Raw genomic sequence first — 3683 nt, 5'->3', positions numbered from 1 at the left:
TCCTGTTGCAACTCCGACTTCATGTACTGAGTAATCGGGTTGCTGGTTGGGTCATCGTTTGAAGCCGTAATCGTCAAGGTGACGTTCTTGGTTCCCAACGCTTTCAATCCCTTTTGCCAGTGCTGCTTAGCCAACTTGACATTGTAATCAACGGTGTTTGGCACTGCCTGCTGTTTCGCAAAATCAACGCCGGTCTTTGGATCCTTGGCCAATCCCGATGCCACAAAGCCAGTTGGCGTATCCGAGCCGTCCCCCAAGACTTTCTTGGTTAACTGTTGGCGATCAATAGCTAACGAAATGGCGAGGCGAATGTCCTTGTTGCTCATCGCCTTACGTTTTGTTTGGTTGGCGTCTTTAAAGTTGTACTTCAAGTATCCAACGTAAGAGTATGGATACTGCTGGAATTCTTTATTGCCCTTATAATGCTTAACCTGTTCGTTTGACAATGGGGTTAAATCAAGCTTGCCTTGCTGATACAGTTCCAGTCCAGTCGTTGGGCTGCTGACAACTGTATAGTTGATTTTGCTTAATTTGACGACCTTCTTATCCCAATACTGATTGTTCTTAACAAACTGCCACTTGTTGCCGGTTCCGTTCCAATTTTGAATCTTAAACGGTCCCGAATAGACCATGTATTTGGAGTTAGTGCCGTACTTCTTGCCGTATTTGTCGACCACCTTTTGATTCTGGGGGCCAAATAATGGATAGGCCATCAGCACCTTGAAGTAAGCGATCGGCTTGTCCAATTGAATCTGGACGGTCTTGCTGTTAAGGGCCTTGATGCCGATTTTATCCGGTGATAATTTACCGGCATTCACTTGATCGGCGTTCTTGATCCCGCTAAATAAATAAGCGTAAGTCGACTTGGTCTTTGGCGCCAACGTTCGTCGCCATGAATAGACAAAGTCTTGGGCCGTAATTTTGTCGCCGTTACTCCACTTGGCATTTCTCAAGGTAAATGTCCATGTCTTACCGCCTTTTGAAACTTTGCCGCTCTTGGCCAAGCCCGGGGTGGTCTTGCCATCTTTACCCAGGCGATAAAAGCTTTCAAAGACATTACCGGTCTGACCATAACCAGTCGCTTTGGAAATATCAATTGTGTCCAGTGGTGCTGTAGTGCGGAGATTTAACGTTTGTTTTTGACTACTGGTTTTGGTGGCTGACTTACCGCAGGCGGCCAATGTCACAACCAGTAAGGCAGCAAGGGTTAATAATAACAGGGATCTAAGTTTTCGCATGAATCATTCCTCCAAGAATTAAATTAGTTCATTTTCACTTCAATCAGCATCTGACTACACGAACACATATGACCGCCACCTTTAAAATATTTTTTAATGAAAGAGTTGTTTTGAACAAATAAAAAGTGCCCTCGTTCAGTGATTAACACTGAAACGAGGGCACTTTAGCCATTCAATGAGAGTTGTGTCTACGTAAAGTTAGACTCTTCTCCACAAATCGAATGTTTGACCAAAGAAGCCACGATCAGCGCTAACCTGAGCTTGACACATTGAACAGCACATGAAGTTAACAGCTGATGTTTGCATGAAATGGCTTCCTCCTCTTTCGATAGTTGTTGGCATTAATATAAATGATTCAAATTCGTTTGTCAAACAATTACTAAAATTGATCACTCACAACCCGGTTATAGTAGCGCAAATAATAAGCACTGGTGGCTGGGTCATAGGTAATCTTCGTCACACTGGTATTGTCGGGTTCTTCAATGACCATCATGTTGTCCGGACGGCCAATCGCCGCTAAAACCGCCGCCTTAATCGTAAACCCGTGGGTAACGAGAATTAACTTCTGGTCGGCGTACTGCCGAGACAAATCAGCCATCAAATCAGCCACCCGATCAATCACATGCTCAAAGGTTTCTCCGCCCGCGGTGGGGGCATAGCTTGGGAGAACATCATTCAACGTGTGGTCAAACAGCTCGGGGTACTCGGTCATCAAATCAGCATTTTTTTGGCCATCCCATTTACCGTATGAGATCTCGAGTAACCGTTTGTCATAAGTTACCGGAAGGTTTGCGCTTTGATTAAGGGTGTCTGCGGTATCCTTAGTCCGTTGCAGCGGGCTTGCGATAATTCTGTCCGCAAACGAAATATCGAAACCTTTCCGCAAACTTTCCGCTTGTTTCTTTCCGGTTTCCGATAGATATGTAATCTCGGTATTAATGGTCCCCTGCTTTAATCCAGCCGCATTAGCCGCCGTTTGGCCGTGTCGGACAAAGTAAAAATCAGTCATGTAAGTTCCTCCCAATAAGCAGTTTATCCATTGAATTTACCATGTTATTTATGCACTTGCAAACACCATCGTGTAAAATTATTCAAAATGGGTGTTGCTTTTATCTGTGAGTTCTGTTAGATTTTAGTTATAAGAAATGGAGGGCGTTCACATGAACAATCAATTAGCTGACTTAACAACAACTAAATCATCCTCCTGGTCTACAGTCGCATCTATGTAGGCCATCTTTTGATGCATGTATTCAACAAAGGGCCTTACATGGATGAATGAATGATTTTCATCACTGTGAGACCGCTAAAACGAAAGTTAGAAGCTCTCACGGTGCCGACTGTGGGGGCTTTTTAATTTATATAAAGGGGTTTTGGTAATGACTGTATATAATTTTGCGGCGGGTCCGGCAACGCTTCCTGATCCGGTCATCAAACAAATTCAAGAAGAACTGCCATCAATTAACGGCAGTGGCATGAGCATCATGGAGATTTCCCACCGCTCCGCTTTATTCGACGATATCATCAACGCAGCGGAACAGGATGTCCGAGAGCTGATGCATGTGCCTGACAACTACCACGTTTTATTCTTCCAAGGCGGTGGCACAGGGCAATTTGCGGCCGTTCCAATGAACCTTGCCACTAACCACCATAAAATTGCTTTATTGGATAGTGGCCACTGGGCAACCAGAGCCGGCGATGAAGCAACTAATTTAGGCTACCAGGTCGACGTTTTGGCTTCCACCAAAGACCAGCACTACCAAGCACTGCCACATGCCAACACCCCTATCTCCGCACAGGATTATGACTACCTGCACATTACCACTAACAATACGATCGAGGGCACGGCCTACCATGAGCTGCCTGAACACGGTGACGTCACGTTAGTCGGTGACTTATCTTCCAATTTTATGGCAGAAAACTATAACGTCAGCGATTTTGGTTTGATTTTTGGCGGTGTTCAAAAAAACTTGGGGCCAGCCGGAGTTACGCTCGTCATTGTCAGAGATGACCTGGTTAAACCAGTTGAACATATTCCAAGTATCCTCAATTACAATTTATTCGTTAAAAAGAACTCGATGTACAACACGCCACCCGTCTTCAATATTTACGCAACCGGCTTAGTTTTAAAGTGGTTAAAAGAACAAGGCGGGATCGAAGGAATTGAGCAGGTTAATCGACAAAAGGCAGCTCTGTTGTACGACTTCTTAGATGACTCCAAGTTATTTGCCAACCACATCAAGCCAAGCGACCGTTCACTCACCAACGTGCCATTTACCACTGGTGACGCTGCAGTCGACAAGGAGGCCATTACTGCCGCCACAGACGCTGGTTTAATGAACCTCAAGGGTCACAGAAGCGTCGGTGGACTGCGGGCCAGCCTGTACAACGCCATGCCGTTAGCGGGTGTCCAGGCACTGGTTGATTTCTTACACAACTTTGAAAAAC

3 protein-coding genes are annotated in these 3683 nt (G+C 45.3%); 1 reads left to right on the top strand and 2 read right to left on the bottom strand.

Features of this window, described 5'->3' with window-relative positions; translation table 11 throughout:
• A partial coding sequence (locus tag AB3112_RS09410) for a peptide ABC transporter substrate-binding protein (RefSeq protein WP_367334372.1) occupies window positions 1-1238 on the bottom strand: 1238 nt, incomplete at its 3' end.
• A 379-nt stretch (window positions 1239-1617) separates the two neighbouring features.
• Window positions 1618-2247: a histidine phosphatase family protein gene (locus AB3112_RS09405; protein ID WP_084973363.1), complete on the bottom strand. Its 630-nt coding sequence runs from the start codon at window positions 2245-2247 to the stop codon at window positions 1618-1620.
• A gap of 367 nt (window positions 2248-2614) precedes the next feature.
• On the opposite strand from AB3112_RS09405, the gene serC reads away from it, so the two are divergent.
• Window positions 2615-3683: 3-phosphoserine/phosphohydroxythreonine transaminase (gene serC, locus AB3112_RS09400; RefSeq protein WP_367334371.1), on the top strand; the 1069-nt coding region annotated here is incomplete at its 3' end.

This window comes from Lentilactobacillus sp. (genome assembly GCF_040773105.1).
Lineage (GTDB): Bacteria > Bacillota > Bacilli > Lactobacillales > Lactobacillaceae > Lentilactobacillus > Lentilactobacillus parabuchneri.
The sequence above is the reverse complement of the archived record's forward strand: the minus strand, read 5'-3'. Positions and strand labels throughout refer to the sequence as shown.